Genomic DNA, 20,876 nt, shown 5'->3' with positions numbered 1-20,876 from the left:
TGTAGTGACCCCAAGAAGTTAGACTTTTTGTAGAGTGGATTTCTCCACTCTATTTTTTATGCAGTTTTTTGATTGAAATGTCGAAATTCTACTGGGCTTTTCCAGTTAAGTTTTTCTTTGATTCTATAATGATTGTAATAATGAATATAGTTCTCAATGGCTTGTCGTAACTCATTTTGACTTTGATAAACTTTTCCATAATACAATTCTTGCTTTAGAATACTGAAGAAATTCTCCATAGGAGAATTATCTAAGCAGGTTCCTTTCCGAGACATACTTTGAAAGATACGATTATCCTTTAATGTTTGTATATAGGTGTTCATTTGATAAGCCCAGCCTTGATCAGAGTGGAAGGTGCGACGATAGGGACAATCATTTGTTTGAGAAATTGCTTCTTCTAGCCCTGCCATAACTGTTTTACCATTTGGTTGAGTAGAAAAGCTGTAACTTAGAATTTCACTGTTATACATATCCATAAACGGATCTAAATATAGTTTTTTCTGTCGAAGAATGCCCGCATCATCTGTTTCATAGTATTTAAATTCAGTTGTATCCGTCGTAATTTTTTGATGAGAGACCGAAGTTTTGAATCTTCGATGAATCAAGTTTTTAGCTACTTTCCCAACAGTTCCTTTATATGAATTATATTTCCTAGATTTCTTGGTAAATGCTTTGACTTGTAACTGTAGCTTTTGAATTAATCTCTGTACTTTCTTTTTATTTACTTGATATCCACGTCGTTTCAATTCCTGTGTCATTCTTCTATAGCCATAATGTTGATGTTCCTTACGAATCGCTTGAATTTCTTCTTCAATCATTTGTGTTGAAGTTGTTCTGTCGAAGCGTTTTTGCCAGTACATGTAAGTGGCTTTTGGAAACCTTAGGGTTTCCAAAATATCTTTTAATCGAAAGTGTCCTCGGAGGCTGTGAATGGTTCGCGCGATTCTTTCATTTTTTGTTCGTCCTCTAAACGCAGCCTCCTCAATTCTTTTAAATAGGCATTCTCAATTTTTAACATTCTATTTTCTTTTTCTAGTTTATCTAATTGAGATTGTTCACTGGGTAATAATGGCTGGGTTTCATTTCGTTTTTTCTTAGGCATTATAGGTGGACGTCCTTTCTGTTTGGAGAGTCCATCTATACCAAGATTCCGATATGTTTTAAGCCAATTCGCAATTAATGGTGGATTGTTCATTTTGAGAAGATTGGCCACTTCTTGATAGGAGAACTCTGTAGTTAAATACAACTCTATCGCATCTAACTTAAATTGAACAGAGTAATTCTTACTTTTTCGACTACGAAGTAGTCCTTCTTCACCAAGTTCTTTATAGGCATTAATCCATTTCCTTATTTGAGAACTATTTTTAAACCCATATTTTTTTGCGAGAAACCGTGTACCTCCTTGACCAGATAAATAGTCATGGACAACCTTAAGTTTAAATTCAAAACTGTATTTTGCCATACAAAAAAACCTCCAAAAGTTAGATTTCCAGGTCTAACTTTTGGGGGTCGGCTCATTTTGAAGATGGGATTTCTTTTTTATGTCTTTTTTGATGAACACAGACAACAGATCCTGTCACTTGAATCAGTAATAAAAAAAGTAAAATTCCGCTTAACCAAAAATGCCCCTGATCAAACGTTCTTATTATTAATACTAATAAAATTAAACTACTTACTGAATACAGTGACCATTGTTTATCCATAATATCTAGACCCCTTCGGTTTGTTATCTATAAGGATAGGACTTTTGTATGTAAAATGCAAGACTCTTACCAGTATCTGAGAATTTTCATCCAAATTTTTAGCAATTTTTTATTATTCTAAAAGATTCTTAAACTAATCATCATATAAAAACGTTCTTTTTATAGAATGACAGCGACTATTCATTCCATTGAATAAGAAAAAGTGATACACTAATTTTACTGAAAGTTTGCTGAAAGGACCGTTGAATGTGACTGAAAAAAAACAATTACAACTGATTTTAGATACCTGTTTAATGGCAGGAAAGATTATGACCGAGAGTGGTTCAGAGGTCTATCGTGTAGAAGATACAATGAATCGCATTGCTGAAAATGCCGGCCAAAAAGAAAGTGTCAGTTATGTTACTGCCACAGGTTTGTTTATGGGATTTCGTTCAAGCAATTATACGCAACTAGAAAATGTGACTGAACGTAGTATTAATTTAGAAAAAGTTGCCCGCGTTAATAATCTTTCTAGAAAATTTGCCGATAAAGAAATTACCATCGAAGAACTAAACCTTCGTTTAACGAATATTAATCACGAAGCACCTACTTATTCGGTACCTTTACAGATTTTTGCTGCCGGTGTAGTTAGCTGCACTTTGATGTATATTTTCGGAGGAAGTTGGCAAGATTTTGCAGCTACTTTTTTAATTGGAATGATCGGATATAGTGTGTCTTTTTTTACACAAGCTTGGTTAAGTATTAAATTCTTAGATGATTTTCTGGCTGCTTTTATTATTGGGTTTCTTGCATATTTAGCAGTGAAATTTCATTTAGCCGGCAACATTGATAATATTATTATTGGTGCTGTCATGCCATTAGTTCCAGGTGTTGCGATTACCAATTCATTTCGGGATATTTTAGCCGGTAATTTGTTAAGTGGGACTGCTCGCGCCACGGAAGCTATCTTTGTAGCTGGTTCGATTGGTATTGGCATTGCGATTGTTTTTAAGTTATTTATGTAAGGAGAAAGAACCATGGAAATTTTTATACATTGTATCTTTAGCTATTTAAGTACGGTTACATTTGGTATCATCACTAATGTTCCACGTAAATTATTGAATGCTTGCGGTATTACAGGCTCCGTTGGCTGGTTAATTTTTTGGTTTACTAAAAATCTCGAATCAGGTGAAATTTTTGCTAATTTTCTTGGTGCAATTGGCATTGGCTTAGTTAGTATTTTCTTTTCTCGTAAGAAAAAAATGCCGATGACAATTTTCAATATTCCCAGTCTGGTTCCTTTAGTCCCAGGCGGTCCAGCCTATCAAGCCGTTAGAAGTATTGTCTTAGGTGATTTTATTGGTGGTGCCCATTCGATTATAAAAGTTATTATGACCGCTGGTGCCATTGCTGCTGGCTTTATGGTTACTGGTATTGTCGAACGACTGGTCAAAAAAATCGTAGATAAAAATAAAACGACAATCAATGTCCCAAAATAAGAAAAAGTGTGTAGCAAAACTGATTTTTAGTTTTGCTACACACTTTAAGTCTGAATAAACGGCGAGAAAGTGCAGCTACTTCACTTCATTCCGATCACAACAATTTCTATGAGCTAAACGCTTTTTCTCAGCCTCTTTTTCTTACAATAATCTAATCAAGCGCTATTTCTTCCTGCTCTTCTTCAAAAAATAGTAATAAATCTTGTAATGTTAATTTTTCCTTTTCTGCCTTATTTAAATCTTTAATAATTTTCCCCTTCTGTAAGACAATTAAACGATTTCCATATCGCAACGCATCTTCCATCCGGTGTGTAATCATCAAACAAGTTAAATCGGCTTCTTGAATTCGCTGATCGGTCAGACGCATTAATTGTTTAGACGTCTTAGGATCTAAAGCGGCTGTATGTTCATCCAATAAAAGCAGTTCGGGCTTTGTTAGGGTTGCCATCAGTAAACTTAAAGCTTGTCGTTGCCCACCCGATAAATTGCCGGTCGGCGTATCCAAATGTTTTTCTAATCCATTACCTATTTCACTACAAATTTTAGTAAAAAAATCTCTCTGCTCATTAATTTTACGTAAACGTAACCCGCGGCTTTGACCACGATACATCGCTAAAAGTAAATTTTCAGCTACTGTCATTCTTGGCGCGGTGCCCATTTTAGGATCTTGGAAAACTCGTGAAAAATATTTTGCCCGTTTTTCTTCAGAGAAATGCGTAATATTTTGTTCATTAACAAATAGCTCACCTTCACTTAGAGATAACGTTCCGGCAATACTATTAAATAGCGTACTTTTCCCTGCCCCATTTCCTCCTAAAACAGTTATAAATTCCCCTTGAGCAATTGATAAATTCACATGATCTAAAATAACTTTTGTTTCATTTAAACCATTATCAATTCGCTTTGTTGCATTTTTCAATTCTAAAACTGTACTCATTTTTTAGCCTCCTTCTCCGGTAAAAAATGTAAATTTAAGGCTTTTTTCAATTGAGGAATCATTAGACACGCTGCCAAAATAACTGCTGAAAAGATTTTCAAATACGTCGTATCAAAGCCTAATTTAATGACTAATAAAATCAGTAGTTGATAAATAATACTGCCGACAACAATCGCCACTAAGCGCTCTGCAAAAGTCAATTCACCGAATAGAACTTCACCAATAATAATCGAAGCTAAACCAATGACAATTACACCTGTCCCTTTATTAACATCAGCATATCCGTCATTTTGAGCAATCAAAGCACCTGACAAAGCAATAACACCATTTGATAAGGTTAAACCTAAAATTTTCATTGAATCAGTTTTGATTCCGATTGAGCGTGCCATTTCCTCATTATCACCAGTTGCAATATAAGCTTGTCCTAAATTAGTGTTAAAGAAAAATAACAACAGACTAATAATGATAGCTAGAAAAATAACACCCAAGAAAACAATATCATAGTAGTTTGGTAAATTAAATTGTGTAAAAAAATCTTGAATTTTCGGTTGATTTAATAAAGATAGATTCGGTGTTTGCATTACAAACAAAATCACAGAGTTTAAGCCGGACATTACTAAAATTCCTGCTAAAATCACTGGTATTTTTCCTTTAGTAAACAATAATCCTGTTACTAGACCTGCACACATGCCTGCTAATACACCGAGTAAAGTTGCTATTATCGGATGAATTCCTGAAGTAATTGCTGTCACACACACAGCACCTCCTAAAGGAAATGATCCTTCTGTTGTCATATCTGGAAAATTTAAAATTCGATAAGTCATAAAAATTCCTAATCCCAATATTGCCCATAACATTCCTTGCCCAATTGCCGAAACAATCATTTGATCCACTCCCTGCCATTTTATTCTACTATTTTCGCTTTTTCCTTTATTTCTGCTGGTATAGAGATTCCTAGTATATCAGCTTGTTTTTGATTAATGATAATATCCCCTTCTTTAAATGTATAAATAGGCGTTGTTGCAGGCTGGATTTTACCAGACAAAATATCTGCTGCCATTTTACCTGTCTGTACACCAAGCTCAAACTGGTTAATCCCTACTGTTGCAAGTCCACCTTGTTCTACCATCGTATCAACAGATGGAATAATCGGTGTTTTAGTTTTATCTGCTTCATTTACGACTGTTTGCATCGCATTGGCAATTGTATTATCTGTAGGAATATAAATCACATCTACCTCATGAGTCATAACTTGAACGGTTTGCGCTATTTCATTACTAGATGGCACTGCAAAAGTCTTCACTATTAGTCCTTTTGCTTCAGCCGTTTTTTTAGCTTCTTCAACTTGATATTTAGAATTTTCTTCAGATGAAGCATACAAAATTCCTATTTTTTTGCTCTTAGGTAAAAGCTCTTTCATTAAGTCAAATTGCGCCGAAACTGGTGATTTATCACTAACTCCTGTTATATTTCCACCAGGTTTTTGATCATTTTTAACAAGTCCTGCACTGACTGGATCAGTAATTGCTCCAAGTATAATTGGAATTTCCGAAGTTGTATTTGCAAGTGCTTGCGCCGCTGGAGTCGCAATTCCAATGAGTACATCTGATTTCTTTTCCTGTACTAGTTGCTGACTCATAGTCGCTAATTTACTCTGATCTGCTTGTCCATTTTGAAAAGCAATCGTGACATTTTTACCATCTTCATAGCCTTTGTCTTTTAGACCTTCTTTGATTCCTTTATAAATTTCATCTAACGCAGGATGACTTACAAACTGTAAAACCCCTACTGTTGGTAAATCTTCTTTTTTTGTTTCTTTTTTCTCGACAAAAAATGAGCCGATTAAAAAAATGACAATAATTGCTACAACAACAGTTAATCGATTTTTTCGCATTTTAATTCCTCCAATTTATTTTTAGTTTGACAAAAAAACAACGACAAATCCTAAGAAAGGAGCGGTCGTTGTTTTAAACAAAAAACCGCATAGATCTATCATCTACGCGGTTGAAAATTCAACTTAAACAAACCAACATAGATACAAAGTTTAGAATTTATCTTCTAAAGTTGTATCTATGAGAGCATCATACATACAACTATCTACGCCAGTTTTGCCATGAACGATTTAATTGGTCAATTGTTTTTGATAGTTGTTTCATGTAATCACTCCTATAGTTTTCTGTTAAAGTTAGTCTACACCATAGACAAATTATTCGTCAAGCCCTAAATTTAAATTAGGGAGAAGTCCGGGAGAATTTAACGTGTGTTTTTAATTGTTTTACGTATGGAAATCTGTTTTCTATAACTCCAGCTATCTTTTTGTTTTGCAAACGGTGTGAACCCTAATTTTTTGAACATTTGCTGAGAGGCTTTATTCCAATTAAAAATTTCGCTAACTATTATATGATCTCTACCCATTTTTTGCGATTTGTAAATAAAATATTTTGTTACCATTCGCCCAATATGACGATTTCTAAAAGCTTGGTCAATGACGATGGCATAGTCATCATCTGCTAACCAAACATCACCGACAATTTGAAATTGTTTCCCGTTTTTATACTCTATATAATAAAGTAAACCGTGCTCATCTTGCCAATGATACATCCGTTGAATTTGCTGAACTGAGTACTTGCTGTATGTTCCAACAATATTCCGCATACTTTTAGGATCTTGATACCATTTTAAAGACTCCACTCGAATTCTATCAAACGGAACTAACCGAAGATTTTCATTTATTCGTACTTTTTTTTGCTTATTACGATTAAAAGAGGACTCAACGTTAGGCTGAGTCCTCTTTTCTAAAAAGTCAGTCGCCAAAGTCCGCCAATTAATACTTGTCACGTCGATCACTTCTAACGTAAACATGCTGTAACTTAGATTTCATTAACAAAAGCCCAACGAAGATAAATATAATATATATTCCCATATTAAGCCCTTCTTTCTAAATTAAGTTTATTGTACTGTTGATTCAACTGGAGTTTGTTCTTCTACTCCAGTTTGTGGTTCTACTGCTTGTGTGGAAGCTGTAGTTTCTGTTGTCGATGATGCCGTGGTTGATGCTGGTGGAACACTTGGGTCGGCTGCTGATAGCGGCAACTGATTTAAAGATGGAATTAACATAGTGGAAACTTCAAAACTTTCATCCACAGAAAGACGATTCTTTTCTTTTCCATTTTCAAAAAAGATGATTGTCGGTTCATTCTTATTTACAGAATACTCTTTTTCGATTTTTTCTGCATCATAAACGATCGGATAAATAAAAATGCTATGATTAAATTCTGCCATTTTATCTGTGTCTTTTAAAATATTGATAATTTTATTGTATGTATCTCCACTAGGTACTGAAAATAGCACAGTGATGGCAGTTTTTTCATTAATCTCTTCTTTTGCAGTTTTAATATCTAAGAAGTTGGCCTTTTTAGCTAAGGTTTCTTGACTAACTAAAGTATTAATTTCAGATGACCGAATTCTAGCTTGTACTTTTGGAACAAATATAAATAAACAAATAATCAATAAAACAATTATTCCGATAACAATGGCTGTAAGTTTTTTTTGTTTATTTAAATAACTTACAAAATCATCTTTTACAGTAATGATATTCTTTTTCATTCATTCGCTCCTCTACAACTTATACATCCATTATACTAGTAGTTCCTTCCTTTGCCTAGTATAACAATTATTCCTTATCTGCTTTTTATTAAAATAACTTTATTTATTTTACAAAATCACATAAATTTGAAAGAAATGGAGTAATCTAATGCTAGATTTACGTTTGTTGACAAACTACGATCGCTAGCCTATACTTACATTAATGATGAATAGATTAGAATACGATGAAAAGAAGAGTACTATTTTCAAGAATTTTATGAGAGAGTCTCGTTAGCTGAAAAGAGACAATTTAAGAAAATAGGAAGATGGCCTTTTAGTTAGTGTTGGTGAGCTCTGTAAGCCAATGCTGGGTTCGCCCATTACAGCTTGTAAGTATTATTCATTTGTGATTAATATTTATTGAGGGAAATCTAGTCTAGGTTTCTAAATTAAAGGTGGTAACACGATCTTGTCGTCCTTTACTTTTGCAAAAAAGTAATGGGCTTTTTTTTATTCATCTACTTATTTGAATTGGAGGTACAATCATGTCAACTAAGAAATTAAAAAGTCCTTTTCGCTATGATATCGTGGGCAGTTTTCTACGGCCAAAAGCTTTAAAGGAGGCTCGTGAAGCTTTTGCAAAAGGATTAGTATCCAAAGAAGAGTTAACACAAGCAGAAGATCAAGCTATTATTACTTTGATTGAGCAGCAAAAAGCTGCCGGACTTCATGCAGTAACAGATGGTGAATTTCGTCGACGTTGGTGGCATTTAGACTTTATTGCTGGATTAAACGGGATTACCGTCTATGATTTTCAAACAACAGCTTTTGGAATTACAACTGAAGCACAAGGGACTTATGTAAGTGGTCCACTATCATTTGCCGATAATCATCCATTTATTGAACACTTTCGTTTTACGCAAAAACATGCTGCTCCCATTTTAGCTAAACAAACGATTCCTGGACCTAATATGATTTTCTTAGATTCATTGATTCTATCTAAACAATATAATGAACATCCGGTTTATGATTCTATTACTCAATTTAAAGCAGATTTGATTGAAACATATCAAGCAGCAATTCAAGCGTTTTATGATGCTGGTTGCCGCTATCTACAACTTGATGATACTAGTTGGGGCGGATTATTTGATGAACGTTTTCGTGAGATGATTACAGCAAACAGCTTTGATCCCGATCAATTACTAATCGACTTTCAAGAGATTACCGAAAAATGTTTAGAAAACAAACCTGATGATCTGACAATTACCTTTCATTTTTGCAAAGGAAATTTCCAATCTCACTGGCTTTACAATGGTTCTTATGACAAAATAGCTAAGAATTTGTTTTCAATTGAACAATTTGATGGCTTCTTTTTAGAGTATGATGATGAGCGTTCTGGCAGTTTTGAACCACTTAAAGAGTTGCGCAGTCAGCGTATTGTTTTAGGTTTAATCACTACGAAAAACGGTAATTTAGAAGATCCTTCAACTATTGTTGAACGTATTAAAGAAGCGAGTCAATTTGTTCCATTAGAACAGATTTGTCTGTCGCCTCAGTGTGGCTTTGCCTCCACTCATGAAGGTAATCACTTAACTGAAGAAGATCAGTGGAAAAAAATTGCGCTTGTAAAAGAAATTGCCAAGCAAGTTTGGCAAGATGCTTAAATTATAAAGGAGGCAACATCATGACAACAATTAAAGAAATCCCTTTTCGCTACGATCAAGTAGGAAGTTTTTTACGACCAGAACGATTAAAAAAAGCTAGAGAAGATTTCCAAAATCAAAACATATCGGCAGATGAATTAAGAGAAATTGAAGATCAAGCAATCATCGATTTAATTGCTAAACAAGTTGATGCTGGATTGAGAGCTGTTACAGATGGTGAATTTCGCCGTAGTTGGTGGCATTTAGACTTTTTATGGGGATTGAATGGTGTTGAAGCAACGACACCCGAACATGGCTACCAATTTAATAAAGTGGAAACTAGAGCAGCCTCATACAATGTTGCTGATAAAATCACATATAATTCTGAACATCCATTTTTTGAGGCATTTACTTTTTTAAAAGAACATACTCCGGCAGGAATTATTCCAAAAGTTACGATTCCCTCTCCTACGTTATTATTTAATCGTAAAAGTGATAGTTTTAGTTATGAGAGTTATTCAGATGAAGAAGTCTTTATTGCAGATTTGGCCAAAGCATATCAGCAAACAATTCAAAAATTTTATGATTTAGGCTGCCGTTATCTTCAACTAGATGATACTTCTTGGGGCATGTATACAGGTTTTATTGAAAATGCCAAGTCAGATGATGAAATCAAACATTGGCACCAACAATGCGCTGCTGGTGTTAGCGTTATTAATCAATTATTAGCTGGTTTACCCGCTGATTTAACGATTACAATGCATGTCTGTCGAGGAAACTATAAATCTGATTGGGCAATTGCTGGTCCTTACGACCACGTAGCTGATTATCTTGCTCAATTAAACATTGACGGCTATTTTCTTGAGTATGACGACAATCGTTCCGGTGGTTTTGAACCATTAGCAAAAATTTATCAACAGGGTCCGGCAAAAAAAATCGTTCTGGGTTTAGTAACTTCTAAATTCCCAGAGTTAGAATCTAAAAAAAGTTTGATTGCACGAATTACGGAAGCTACAACCTATGTACCTCTGGAAAATCTGTGTCTATCACCTCAATGCGGCTTTGCCTCAACCGAAGAAGGCAACCACTTGACTGAGGATGAACAATGGGCAAAAGTAAAATTAGTTGTTGAAACAGCTAAAAAAGTTTGGGCGAATAGTTAAGAAACTATAAAATATGTGAAAAAGTTAGGTTCTTTAAACATTAAATGGTGTACCGACCCCAAAAAGGTAGATTTTTGGGGTCGGTACACATGTTTTAGTTCAACCGCTCAAGCTTAAGCGGCTTTTGTCACAACTTCGAGGCTTAACTTTAATCGCTACTTTATCGATTTACAGAACGTGCCATTCGATTTATTGTATGACGCATGCCACGAATAGCAACTGACATTTCATAAATATTTTCTGCAGGTGCTAAACCACCATACCCTGCATCGCCAATATGTTGAATATCCACACCACAAATTTTATTAATTAACGCAATTTGACGGATAGTTTCTTTATTAGCACTTTCTTGACTTGTACCAATCGCTGACATCGTTAATAAATCATATTTCTTCGCAATTGCTACAGCTGCTTTCAAATCCTCTTCAGTAAATCCTTGAACTGTCCCAACTGCTGGCAGTAACAAAATATCAGCTCCAGCTTTCGCATAGGCTTCAACAGCTTCAGTCGAGACAACAGGTTCATCTGAGCCCGCACTATGCATTTTCCCAGCAATAATTAGTCCTGAGAAATTTTCCTTAGCAATTTTCACTGCTTTGGCTATTTCTGCATTGGTGACGCCTGTGCCCGGATTTCCAGTTAAACAAATAAAATCAATTCCCATTTCTTCTGCTTTTTGAATCGTTTCTTTTGAACTCGTTCTTCCCTTACTAATCGTTAATTTTTCACTAAACATTTCTGAAGAGTCATCAACTGGTTCTAAATTCACACCAATTGGACGTCCTACTAATTTTTTTAAGATAGGAATTGGGTTCACTTTATTTTGCTCAGGATGTTGCCAGTAGTTCATTACCTCGTCAAAAGACATCCCCGGAATTCCTTGAACAATTGGGTTAAAGCAATCAAATAAATTCAATAAAATTAAATCTGCCCCAAAAGCTGCTGCAACCTCTGCATTACTGATGTCACCTGCCTGTGGAGAAGCTGCAACAACATTTTCTGATAAAATTGTGCGTCCCTCACTTGCTTTGATTGACTGCTTTAACTCTTGTGCTGTCATTTTTGTTACTTCACTATAACTTGCACTAATTAATCGTTTTACCATTTTATTGCCTCCTAAGAATAAATAGTCTATTTCTATTATACTAGATATTGATCGAAAGCGCAGTGATTTAAAGATTCGCTATAATACTTTCTAATTCTTCATTTTTATTTTTCACTTTCTTTATAATTAAAGGGAACTCCGTTATAATAGTACTATTATGTATATAGAATTGAGGGATGTTTATGTCATTTGATGGCGTATTTACTCATACAATGGTTTCAGAATTAACTGAAACATTAGTTACAGGCAGAATTTCGAAAATTCATCAGCCTTATGAAAATGAAATTATTTTAGTTATTCGTACCAAAGGAAAAAATCATAAACTACTTTTATCTGCTCATCCAAGTTACGCCCGTGTCCAATTAACTGAAATTGCTTATGCAAATCCGGGTACTCCGCCGAATTTCGTCATGATGCTGCGGAAATTTCTTGAGGGAGCTATTTTAGAACAAATTCACCAAGTTGACAACGACCGTGTGATTCACTTTACTTTTACTAAAAGAGACGAGCTAGGTGATTTGCAGAATATTGTTTTAGTGGTTGAACTAATGGGCAGACATAGTACGATTGTATTAATGAATAAAGAAAACGGAAAAATTTTAGACGCGATCAAGCACATTGGCAGTTCTCAAAATAGTTACCGTTCTTTACTCCCTGGTGTTGACTATATTAATCCACCCAGACAAGAACAGCTAAATCCTTTTTTAAAAAGTAAAGAAAAAGTTTTTGAAATTCTATCAAAAACTAGTGAACTTAATGGCAAATATTTACAAAGTCAGTTTCAAGGGCTAGGAAAAGATACTGCTGAAGAGTTAGCTTTTCGTTTAAATGAGCGAACAAATGAAAAAATGTTTGTTTGGGAATCTTTTTGGAGTAAGTTACAAGCCCAAACCATCCCGACCTTAACCATAACTGATAAAAAAGAATACTTTACACCGCTTCCTTATATTTCTCTGGTTGGAACACAAACGACATTTGAGACTCTAAGTCAGTTACTTGATATATTTTATGGTGGTAAAGCGGAAAAAGACCGCGTTAAACAACAAGGCGGTGAGTTAATTCACAAGATCGAAAATGAGCTAAAACGAAATCAAAATAAAGTTGTAAAACTTAAACAAACCCTAGCTGACACAGAACTTGCTGAAAACTATCGGCGTGACGGAGAGCTGTTGACAACGTTTATGGCTCAAGTGCCAAAAGGTGCTGAATTTGTTGAATTACCTAATTATTATGAAGAAGATCGTTTATTAAAAATAAAACTAAATCCAGCTCTGACGCCAAACCAAAACGCACAAAAATATTTTCAAAAGTACCAAAAACTTAAAAATGCTGTTAAGGTGGTTCATACACAAATCGAGCAAGCTACGCAGGAAATTGGTTACTTAGAATCTGTCCTGTCACAGTTAGAAATCGCTGGTCCAATGGATATTGAAATGATTCGCGAAGAATTAATCCAGCAAGGCTACGTAAAAAAACGAAGTGCTAAAAAACAAAAGTCTGCTAAAGCCAGCAAACCCGAAGAGTTTTACTCAAGTGATGGCAGCTTAATTCTGGTTGGTCGCAACAATTTACAAAACGATCAACTTACTTTGAAAACAGCTAAAAAAACGGATATTTGGCTCCATGCTAAAGACATTCCCGGTTCTCATGTCATTATTAAAAATCCAGAACCATCAGATGACACACTACTTGAGGCTGCAAATCTCGCTGCTTATTATTCTAAATATCGCCTATCCGCTCAAGTACCTGTAGATTATGTTCAAGTAAAACATGTGCATAAACCAAACGGTGCTAAACCAGGATACGTTATTTATGAAAATCAAAAAACACTCTATGTAACGCCGGATGAAAAATTGGTAGAGCAACTAAAGTCGAAATAGCATTAAAATAATCCACCGCATAAGCTATCGTAAGATAATTTATGCGGTGGATTATTTTATCAGATTAATTAATTAGCAGATAACTCTTTTCTTCTTTTTACCATTTCGGCCTGAATCCAGTGATTTTAAGATCATATCAGAGGCCAATGGTACCACACATGAGGTATCTCCCATATTAACTTGAACTGGTCCTACTTCTGAGGCAACTTGTTGAGCTTCTGATAGTAGCGGTTCACAGTGAGAACCTACATAGATGATAAATTTATTCATACTATAACGAACATCATTTTTTGACTGATGAATCGTAGTTTTGACAGTTTCTAATAAACTCGCCACTTCAACTAAATCGATTTGATCGTCAGGTGCAATGGTAATATATTTCCCATAGCAACACCAACCTGTGTCTTCAATTTTTTCATCGTCAGACTGCAACCATTCTCGTGCCAATTCAACTGCATATTGACTTTCTGCAGCTACACCTGCAACAATGGATTCACTGATTGCTGCCCAGTGAGATTTTTCTGCCCAATGTTGTAGCTGTTCTTTCGTCATTTTCTTAGGATTAATTGATAGACCGGCTAAATATTGAGCATCAGAATTTCCTGTTTCAAACAATGCTAAAGCCAACTCTTGATCTTTTTTGACATCTTTTACGAGATACTTCTTTAAATCACCAATTTTCACACCAAAAAACGGTTCCGTTGCACCATGCCTTAACAGTGTCTTCTTAGTTTGCTCAGAGCCTAGTTCTTCCAACCTTTTCATTACTTGTTCCAGATTCATTGGGGATCTCCTTTATATTCGTGTACAGTCAACATTCATTCTACATAATATTATTCTTTTAAATAGGTTGCTTCATTCAATTTTTCTGGTCAAATTACTTCTGCATCCAGTATTATTTTGAATCTTAAAATAAACGTCTCATAGTCTTCAGTCATGATAAACGGTTTCCAGCTACCATGTATCTATTACTCTAATTCAACCATTGCCCGTTGCACCAATTTATTCGATACACCTGAAATAATATCATTAGCTGAAACACCCTGTAAAACGGGTTTTTTTAATGTCATATAGAAAATATATTTAGGGTCTTCCGTTGGTGTGATTGTTACAACTGAATGGAGGTACTCTTGTTTTTGATAACTGCCGTTTTCGAAAAATTCTGCAGTCCCAGTTTTAGCAGAGACATTTAATCCATCAATAGCATATTCATGTCCCTTACCAAATTCAGGATCTGTCGTAACATCTTTCATGTACTCTAAAACTTTATTAGCTGTTTCACTTGAAATTGGTGTTCCCGTAACTTCTGGTTCAGTAATCGTTTCTTTGCCATCAGCAGAGACTGTTTTACTGATGATATTAGGTTTCAACATGTTACCGCCATTTGCAATGGCTGAATAAGCTTGCAACATTTGCAAATTCGTCACAGAAATTCCTTGCCCATAGGCGGTCATTGCTTGATCGACAGTAGTCCTATTTTGAATCTCACCTGATGCTTCTCCGGAAAGACCAAAATTAGTACTTTGACCAAATCCGAATTTGACTAGATAATCTTGCCATAATTCTGGCATCCGTTGCTGCAGTTGAACCATCCCTACATTACTAGACCATGCTAAACCTTGTCTAAACGTCATATCGCCAGCACCTTGACCTGAATTCCAATCGTTAATTTTAGCATCATCAATTTGAATACTTCCAGAGCGAAAACGTTCATTTTCATCAAATTTATGCTCTTCAATAGCACTTGCAATTAGCATACTTTTCATCGTTGATCCTGGTTCAAAAACATCCTCGACAAGAATATTTCTCCAATTAAAATTTGGATCATTAACTCCATTTTTTGTATCAAGTTCAAATGATGGTCTTTGGGATGTTGCTAAGATGTTCCCTGTTTTAGCTTCCATCAATGTTGCTGTCGCATATTCGGGACTGTAATCTTTTGCTACTGTATCCATTAATTCTTCTAAATAAAATTGAAGATTACTATCAAGTGTTGTATAAATATCCTCACCATTAACGGGTTTTGTTTCTTTAACACTTCCAGGTTTAACATCTCCTAAAGACGAATTTATTTCATAGCTTCTTGATCCATTTTCACCTGACAAAGCATCATTATACGCCTCTTCAATCCCCATAACACCTTGTTGATTACCTTTGTCATCTTGCTGAGTAAAACCAATAAAATAGGACGCAAAATTTCCTGTCAGATAATTACGTTTTTTCTCTTCTTTAAAGTAGATACCAGTAATTTGTTTATCTTCCAATTCTTTTTCTATTTGATTTTTTGTCTCAAAACTTAAATTTCTGCCATTTGTGCCAAATTCAACATTGGTAATTTTTTCTCCTTGTTCATTCACACTAGGCTGCAGCTGTTTTAGGGTTGTTTCTTTATCTATTTTTACATATTTTTCAAAAATTTCAGCAATTGCTTGCCAGTCTTTTTCTTGAACATAACGTTTTTTCCCATCTAAATCTGTATAATTTTCATCTAAAATTGCATAAAGTGAAAAGGAAACAGCATCTTCCACTAAAACATTACCTGAACGATCAAATATAGACCCACGTTTTGCTTCCAAATTTTCGTGAACTTCATATAAATCCTTCGTTTTCTCATTTAAAGATGTTCCAGCTACAGTACCAGTAACTATTATATGTGACAGACGAAATGTAAATAAAAGAAAGAGTGCAATTGTTAAAAAAAGCATAATTATGCCTACTCTTTTTCGATTTGTCGTTGTTGTTTGATTTTTTTTATTTAGAAATTCCTTTATTTTTTTCATATTTGTATATCTCCATTTTTTAACAAATACTACAATCATTCATGTTGTATATATTGGACTGAGTAATTTTTATTATAAGCGATTTTCTTGAATTTGTTCAGTAAATTTTAATTTGTGCAGACTTTCTTAAACAAAAATTAGAGTATGTTACAAGAATAATTATCAGATTTTCCATTTACACAGAAGAGAATTATTTAACCCTTTGTGTAAAATAAAAAATGTGAGTGGAACAAAACTAAAGATCAGTTTTGTTTCACTCACTAGATTCGAATAAACGGCGAGAAAAAAGCAACTACTGCCCTTCGTTCCGATCACAACAATTTCTCGGAGCTAAACGTTTTTGTCTCAGCCTCATTTCAAAATTTATTTTTTCTTTGCAATATGAACTTTCAACTGTTTTCCTTTAATCGTTCGATCCTTCATAGTTTGTAAGACCAACTGTCCTTTACCATTTAAAATATCTACGTAAGTCACGTTTTCTTGAATTGAAATAATGCCAATATCTTCAGACTCTACACCATCAATTTTTGAAAGAGTTCCAACAAAGTCAACTGCTCTTAATTTCTTCTTCTTACCACCGTTGAAGTAAAGTTTGGTGATCTCCTTGTTTAGTTGTTTTGATTTTTGTATTTTTGGTTTTTGCTTTGTCTGCATTTTTTTATCAAAATCCGACTTAGCTCTTGTAACCTGTTTTGCATTTGGCACTGTAATCCGCTGCATTGAAATTTGAGTGTCTGCTTCAATTTCTTTACGGTATTTTTCTTCATTAGGAGCTACAAAAGTCAAAGCAAAACCCGTCTTACCTGCACGACCTGTTCGACCAACACGATGGACATAGCTCTCTTTTTCAAAAGGTATATCAAAGTTGATAACATGAGTAATATTTTCAACATCAATTCCTCGGGCTGCTACATCAGTTGCAACTAAATAACGAAACTTTCCTTGTCTAAAAGCATCCATAACCTCAAAACGATCTTCTTGAATCATTCCGCCATGTAATTTCCCAACAGAATATCCAGTATCGACTAAATATTGAAATGTCTCATTCACTTTATCCTGAGTGTTACAAAATATAATACACGTGTCTGGATTTTCAACTGTGGTAACTGCTTCTAAGGCCGTTAATTTTTTCTCTTCACTAACATCCAAGTAAGAATGCTGAATTTTTGGTGTATTTTGTTCTGTTGCTGCCATTTTTATGACGACAGGATTATTTAAATATGAATTACTTAAATTCTCAATTTTTTTTGGCATAGTTGCCGAAAACAACAGCGATACCCGATTTTCTGGTAACGCTTTGATAATACTTTCAACTTGTTCAATAAACCCCATATTCAACATTTCATCTGCTTCGTCAATTACTAAATAATCGATCTTTTCTAGCGGCAATGTCCCTTTTAAAATATGGTCTTGGACTCTTCCTGGTGTTCCTACAACGATATGGCTTTTTTGTTTTAACTCAGATTTTTGTTTGATAAATGATGCTTTTCCAAAAACAGCTGTTGCTTTAATCCGTTTATATCTGCCAATATTAATCAAATCTTCTTGCACTTGTTGAGCCAATTCTCTCGTTGGTTCTAGTACAAGTACTTGAGGTTTATTTTCTTCCCAAACTATTTTCTCACATAAAGGGATACCAAAACTAGCCGTCTTGCCACTCCCAGTTTGTGATTGAACTAGCATATCTTGATTTTCCAATACTGCTGGTATAACAGCTTTTTGAACTGCTGTCGGCATTTTGTAGCCTAGATCATTAATTGCTTTTAATATGGAATCACTTAGTTTATATTCATTAAATTGGTTCTTCTCCATGTTTGCCTCATTCTTGTCTATTTATTCTCTTGCAGTTGTTTATTATCCACGATAAAGCTGTGAACTGCAAGTATTGAGTTAAGGATTCTAGTTTATTTCAGCTAAAACTTGTCACACTATTTTATTCCTCACCTTACATATTCTAATTGATCAAAAAAAGACCCACCTCAATTGGGATGAGATGGGAAAAGGAAAAATATGAAAAGTTGGTTTATTAGGGTTGAGTACATCATAAGCTCTCAACCTTAAATCTACCTTAAATTACAAAAAACCTTTTTAAAGTCTCTTCAAAACTGATGATTCTAGCCAATTTTTTTGATAATGATTGCAGGTGTTCCTCCAACAATCACATTTTCTGGTACGTCTTTTGTCACAGTGGCATTCGCTGCAACAATTGAATTTTCTCCAATTGTTACTCCGGGCAAGATGGCCGCGTTCGCTCCAATCCAAGCATTTTTCTTAATAACAACAGGCTTTAAAATTAGTCCTCTTCTGATTTTTGGATCAGTTGGATGATTCACTGTTAAAATATTGGCTTTTGGACCGATTAACACATGGTCTTCAATATAAATACCACCTAAATCAGTAAACATTACTCCGCTATTGATAAAAATATTTTTTCCTAAATTAAGATGTCTGCCAAAATCTGTATATAGAGGTAACCTAACTGAGACAGTTTCATCAACTGGACTAGCGATAATCTTAGAAAGAACCACTTGTATTTCTTTTTGAGAAAGATAACCTGAACTAAGTTTTAGCACTTCTGGCATATTTTCTTCAACTATTTCATGAATTTTACTGTAAAGTGGATCATCAGGCAGTATCGGACTATCAAATCTTAATTGATCGATTATATTATTCCCCATAATTTTCACCTCATCATTTAAATTTCTTGTTTTGTTGGACGAATAATCATTTCACTTACTGAAACATGATCGGCTGTATTAATTGCATAAATGACAGCCTCAGCAATATCTTCTGAAGTTAGCCCCCACTCTTTTTGAGCTGCATGCAATTCTTTCGCCACCTTTTTATTATTAATGGTTTGATATAATTCTGTTTGAACTGCTCCTGGAGAAATAATTGTAGATTTAATATTATTCCCACGTTGCTCTTGTCTCAGGCCCTCCATAATTGCACGAACAGCAAATTTCGTGCCACAATATACAGCTGAATCTGGATAAACAACATGACCTGCTACCGAATCAGTTGCAATAATATGTCCTGCTTTTTGTTCCATCATTACAGGCAGTACTGCTGCAATTCCATTTAAAACACCCATAACATTAACATCCAGCATATGCTGCCATTCATCTCTTCTTACTTCACTTAATGGTGCGGTAGGCATAATACCCGCATTATTATACATCACATCAATTTTTCCAAATGTATTCATCGCTAATTTAACTACTCTTTGAATATCTTCAAAGTTTTGAACATCTGCTCTTTGAATAAGAATATCTACTTCTGGAAATTGTTCTTTTACTTGTTTCAAACGCTCCAGCCTTCGTGCAGCTAACACTAATTTAGCTCCCTTTTGGGCCAATTTTATCGCAGTAGCTGCTCCTATACCACTTGATGCTCCCATAATGATAACAACTTTATCTTTAATATTCATATAGGCTCCTCCTAAAAATTATTTCTATCCTTATCATAAAATGTTATAGTTGAAATAACAAATATCTATATTGAATATTTATGTATAGAAAAAACGAATAGGAGGATTTACGTGGATTTACGTACTTTAAGATATTTTATAACCGTTGCTCAAGAAGGCACTATTTCTAAAGCTGCTAACATGCTGCATCTTACCCAGCCTACATTATCCAAACAATTAATGGAATTAGAAGAAGAGCTTGGAGTAATTTTATTTATAAGAGGAAATCGAAAAATAACCCTTACGGAGGAAGGAAGCTATTTAGTAAGTCAGGCAAAAGAAATACTTACTTTAGTAGAAAAAACGACGTCAAATTTATCTAAAGAAGAACATATTAGCGGTGATATTCATATTGGAGCAGGAGAAAGTCACGCGATGAGTTTCCTAGCTAAAATAATTCATCAGCTCATCAATAATTATCCAGACGTTAAAATTCATCTTCACAGTGGAAATGCTGATGAACTCTCAGAAAAACTGGATAATGGTCTACTGGATTTTGTACTAGTTATTGAACCTGTAGACAAGAAAAAGTATAACTTTATTCAACTTCCAGCTAAAGATTGTTGGGGCTTATTGGTACCAAGTAATAGTGATTTAGCTTCAAAAGAGTATATAATGCCACAAGATTTACATGAGATCCCTTTACTTATCTCCCGACAAAGTAAGACAAGCTCTGAACTAGAAAACTGGTTTGGAAAAAGTCTGAATGAGTTAAATATTATTGGCAGCTATAATTTGCTTTTCAATGCATCTTTACTTGTTAATGAACAAGTAGCATATGCCCTATGTCTCGACAAAATAATCACTACTGATGAACACTCTCCTCTTTGTTTTAGACCACTTAAACCAACATTAGAAGCAGGTCTGGCAGTTATTTGGAAAAACAATCAAATTCAATCAAAAGCGGCAAAAAAATTTTTAGACATTCTTTATTCATTTATTACTGATAAATAAATCAAAAAGTTAAAAATCAATAATATCCCAAAATTATTTTTTTTGTACACATTTTATATTCATTTTATATACTTAGATGATATAATTATTCTAAGAGGTGTAATTATATATGATTTTATCTGTAATATTTTTCGTTTTGGGATTTGTATCATTAAGAAAATATAAATTTTCAAATAATA

18 protein-coding genes and 1 pseudogene are annotated in these 20,876 nt (G+C 34.4%); 6 read left to right on the top strand and 13 right to left on the bottom strand.

Annotated features, from left to right (window positions below):
* Window positions 1-56: 56 nt before the first annotated feature.
* Together C240_RS14135 and C240_RS14130 are read right to left on the bottom strand one after the other, a co-directional pair.
* A pseudogene (locus C240_RS14135) lies at window positions 57-1,462 on the bottom strand (IS3 family transposase).
* A 52-nt stretch (window positions 1,463-1,514) separates the two neighbouring features.
* Window positions 1,515-1,703, bottom strand: a complete 189-nt coding sequence (locus C240_RS14130; protein WP_271497135.1) for a hypothetical protein — start codon at window positions 1,701-1,703, stop codon at window positions 1,515-1,517.
* A 230-nt stretch (window positions 1,704-1,933) separates the two neighbouring features.
* Between C240_RS14130 and C240_RS14125 the strand changes: the two genes are divergently transcribed.
* Both C240_RS14125 and C240_RS14120 read left to right on the top strand, forming a co-directional pair.
* A complete protein-coding gene (locus C240_RS14125) occupies window positions 1,934-2,707 on the top strand; it encodes a threonine/serine exporter family protein (RefSeq protein WP_271497139.1) in 774 nt (257 codons plus the stop codon).
* Window positions 2,708-2,719: 12 nt separating this feature from the next.
* Window positions 2,720-3,181 carry a threonine/serine exporter family protein gene (locus C240_RS14120; RefSeq protein WP_271497133.1) on the top strand — a complete coding sequence of 154 codons (462 nt, stop codon included), beginning with the start codon at window positions 2,720-2,722 and terminating at the stop codon, window positions 3,179-3,181.
* 151 nt (window positions 3,182-3,332) lie between these two features.
* Here C240_RS14120 and C240_RS14115 read toward each other — a convergent pair whose 3' ends face one another.
* From C240_RS14115 to C240_RS14095, 5 genes are all read right to left on the bottom strand, one after another.
* Window positions 3,333-4,118 carry an ABC transporter ATP-binding protein gene (locus C240_RS14115; protein WP_271497131.1) on the bottom strand — a complete coding sequence of 262 codons (786 nt, stop codon included), beginning with the start codon at window positions 4,116-4,118 and terminating at the stop codon, window positions 3,333-3,335.
* Complete coding sequence (locus tag C240_RS14110; RefSeq protein WP_271497129.1) at window positions 4,115-5,002, bottom strand: ABC transporter permease; 888 nt, start codon at window positions 5,000-5,002, stop codon at window positions 4,115-4,117. Before C240_RS14110 ends, C240_RS14115 begins: the two co-directional genes overlap by 4 nt.
* Before the next feature lie 20 nt (window positions 5,003-5,022).
* The gene (trpX, locus tag C240_RS14105; protein ID WP_271497127.1) at window positions 5,023-6,012 is read right to left on the bottom strand and encodes a tryptophan ABC transporter substrate-binding protein; all 990 of its coding nucleotides are present in this window, start codon (window positions 6,010-6,012) and stop codon (window positions 5,023-5,025) included.
* A gap of 359 nt (window positions 6,013-6,371) precedes the next feature.
* Entirely contained in the window at window positions 6,372-6,980 is a 609-nt protein-coding gene (locus C240_RS14100; RefSeq protein WP_271497125.1) for a GNAT family N-acetyltransferase, read from the bottom strand.
* An 87-nt stretch (window positions 6,981-7,067) separates the two neighbouring features.
* Window positions 7,068-7,724: a hypothetical protein gene (locus C240_RS14095; protein ID WP_271497123.1), complete on the bottom strand. Its 657-nt coding sequence runs from the start codon at window positions 7,722-7,724 to the stop codon at window positions 7,068-7,070.
* 524 nt (window positions 7,725-8,248) lie between these two features.
* On the opposite strand from C240_RS14095, the gene C240_RS14090 reads away from it, so the two are divergent.
* Both C240_RS14090 and C240_RS14085 read left to right on the top strand, forming a co-directional pair.
* Window positions 8,249-9,367, top strand: coding sequence for a 5-methyltetrahydropteroyltriglutamate--homocysteine S-methyltransferase (locus C240_RS14090; RefSeq protein ID WP_271497121.1), 1,119 nt, complete (start codon window positions 8,249-8,251; stop codon window positions 9,365-9,367).
* Between the two features lie 20 nt (window positions 9,368-9,387).
* Window positions 9,388-10,509, top strand: coding sequence for a 5-methyltetrahydropteroyltriglutamate--homocysteine S-methyltransferase (locus tag C240_RS14085; RefSeq protein ID WP_271497119.1), 1,122 nt, complete (start codon window positions 9,388-9,390; stop codon window positions 10,507-10,509).
* A 160-nt stretch (window positions 10,510-10,669) separates the two neighbouring features.
* Here the strand turns inward: C240_RS14085 and C240_RS14080 are convergent, their stop codons facing one another.
* Window positions 10,670-11,614 (bottom strand): DUF7916 family protein, encoded by a 945-nt coding sequence (locus C240_RS14080; RefSeq protein ID WP_271497117.1) that lies wholly within the window; start codon window positions 11,612-11,614, stop codon window positions 10,670-10,672.
* A 182-nt stretch (window positions 11,615-11,796) separates the two neighbouring features.
* On the opposite strand from C240_RS14080, the gene efbA reads away from it, so the two are divergent.
* On the top strand, window positions 11,797-13,494 hold the full coding sequence (gene efbA / locus C240_RS14075; RefSeq protein ID WP_271497115.1) for a fibronectin-binding protein EfbA: 1,698 nt from the start codon (window positions 11,797-11,799) through the stop codon (window positions 13,492-13,494).
* A gap of 72 nt (window positions 13,495-13,566) precedes the next feature.
* On the opposite strand, the gene C240_RS14070 is transcribed toward efbA, so the two are convergent.
* The 5 genes from C240_RS14070 to C240_RS14050 all read right to left on the bottom strand — a co-directional run bounded on the left by C240_RS14070 (window position 13,567) and on the right by C240_RS14050 (window position 19,704).
* On the bottom strand, window positions 13,567-14,277 hold the full coding sequence (locus C240_RS14070; RefSeq protein WP_271497113.1) for a DNA alkylation repair protein: 711 nt from the start codon (window positions 14,275-14,277) through the stop codon (window positions 13,567-13,569).
* Between the two features lie 185 nt (window positions 14,278-14,462).
* Window positions 14,463-16,274, bottom strand: a complete 1,812-nt coding sequence (locus C240_RS14065) for a penicillin-binding transpeptidase domain-containing protein (protein WP_271497111.1) — start codon at window positions 16,272-16,274, stop codon at window positions 14,463-14,465.
* A gap of 363 nt (window positions 16,275-16,637) precedes the next feature.
* The gene (locus C240_RS14060; RefSeq protein WP_271497109.1) at window positions 16,638-18,086 is read right to left on the bottom strand and encodes a DEAD/DEAH box helicase; all 1,449 of its coding nucleotides are present in this window, start codon (window positions 18,084-18,086) and stop codon (window positions 16,638-16,640) included.
* A gap of 302 nt (window positions 18,087-18,388) precedes the next feature.
* Window positions 18,389-18,952 (bottom strand): DapH/DapD/GlmU-related protein, encoded by a 564-nt coding sequence (locus C240_RS14055; protein WP_271497106.1) that lies wholly within the window; start codon window positions 18,950-18,952, stop codon window positions 18,389-18,391.
* 17 nt (window positions 18,953-18,969) lie between these two features.
* On the bottom strand, window positions 18,970-19,704 hold the full coding sequence (locus C240_RS14050; protein ID WP_271497104.1) for an SDR family oxidoreductase: 735 nt from the start codon (window positions 19,702-19,704) through the stop codon (window positions 18,970-18,972).
* Between the two features lie 111 nt (window positions 19,705-19,815).
* On the opposite strand from C240_RS14050, the gene C240_RS14045 reads away from it, so the two are divergent.
* Window positions 19,816-20,697: a LysR family transcriptional regulator gene (locus tag C240_RS14045; protein WP_271497102.1), complete on the top strand. Its 882-nt coding sequence runs from the start codon at window positions 19,816-19,818 to the stop codon at window positions 20,695-20,697.
* The last annotated feature ends 179 nt before the right edge of the window (window positions 20,698-20,876 follow it).

This window comes from Enterococcus sp. 5H (assembly GCF_028128615.1).
In the GTDB taxonomy this organism is placed as follows: Bacteria; Bacillota; Bacilli; order Lactobacillales; family Enterococcaceae; genus Enterococcus_L.
This window is presented reverse-complemented; position numbering and strand designations above follow the sequence as displayed.